This is a genomic window from Plesiomonas sp. (assembly GCF_051650925.1).
In the GTDB taxonomy this organism is placed as follows: Bacteria; Pseudomonadota; Gammaproteobacteria; order Enterobacterales; family CAMTGL01; genus Plesiomonas.
On sequence record NZ_JBOFRH010000310.1, the window covers coordinates 1 to 1,243 of the forward strand.

2 protein-coding genes are annotated in these 1,243 nt (G+C 51.1%); both read right to left on the minus strand.

Translation table 11 applies throughout. The features are described from left to right. On the minus strand, window positions 1–524 hold a 524-nt coding region (gspL, locus tag ACRC27_RS07345), incomplete at its 3' end, for a type II secretion system protein GspL (protein WP_438639542.1). Continuing rightward, window positions 521–1,243: type II secretion system minor pseudopilin GspK (gene gspK, locus ACRC27_RS07350; protein ID WP_438639543.1), on the minus strand; the 723-nt coding region annotated here is incomplete at its 5' end. The genes gspK and gspL, both read right to left, overlap by 4 nt.

The window sequence follows — 1,243 nt, forward strand, 5'->3', positions numbered from 1 at the left end:
GGCAGCAGGGTTTCTTCAGCGGTAAAACCCTGCCACTGTTGCGGCCTGATCAGCCAGTCATCATGCAGTTGTACTGCGCTGATGGCATCAGCATGCAGTGGCAGTGCCAGCCAGTCTGGTAGCAGGCGTTGGGCTTTCAGCCCTGCTGCCGATAGCCATGCCAGCCACTGCTCAATTTTTTGCCGCTGGATGATCGCTACCTGTGCTTCACTTCCACTGCGATGCAGCAGGGCAAAGTGCAGATCATCAATATCTTCGGCCAGATCATCTTCGAGCAGCACCGGCAGTAAGTTTTCGGCCTGCTTGGATGCACCTTTTGGTAGGGTACAAGCACGCACACTGACCTGATGGCCTGGGACCAGTACCCAAAGCGGGTGCTGATGATAATCACTGAGCTGATTAAGTGCGTCTGTGCCAGTCAGTTCGCCACCAATAAGCTGTTTTTGTTGTTCTTTTGACCACAACAGCCAACTGACATTACCTGTCGCTTCTGCGGGTAACCGAATAATGAGGACACCGTTCACTCAACTTCTCCTAACTGATGCCGCAGAACATAAAATGAGGACTCTTTTTTACCCTTTGCCAACCCGCTGCGCAGTGTGAGCTCTACCCGCCCAACCTGAGTACGAGAGGTCAGCAGAAAATAGTGGCTGTTGACCGTCAGCATCGGCGTAACGGCTTGTTTAACGGTATCCTCTAATCCTGCAATTTCAGGGGCATTGAGGAAGGCTTGTACGTCAATCCAGCCATCTCGCGGGCGATCACTGATCAATCTTTGTGCCTGTTCAAGTGAAAGGTAGGGGGTAAACAGCGCTTGCAACAACAGGGCTTTATCTTCGGTCAACGTGTTGACGTTAACCTCCAATTTTTTCTCGGGCAATGCGCACAAATAAGGGGCGATGGCCTGATATGTTGCAGCATCTACGCCGTTAACGGCCCGAAATTCACTGACATCGGCCAGCTGTATGTTTGGTGCAAGATACGGAACGGGTAAGCCAAGATAGTGGCTATCTTCCACACCGTATTGGGTTTCCACGGTACTGTTGCTGTCAATAAACTCCCACAGGCTGTCGGTGATGACTTCGGCCTGATAGCTGTCAATGGGCTTGTCATCAATAGTGATACCACCGAGCAGCGCTAAAAACTGTTTTGCCAGTAGCGGCCGCTCAATGCTGCCTTCTTGATGTTTTAAACCCGCCATGGCATTGAGATTAAAGCAAGACTGCATGTCAGTTAACTCTGT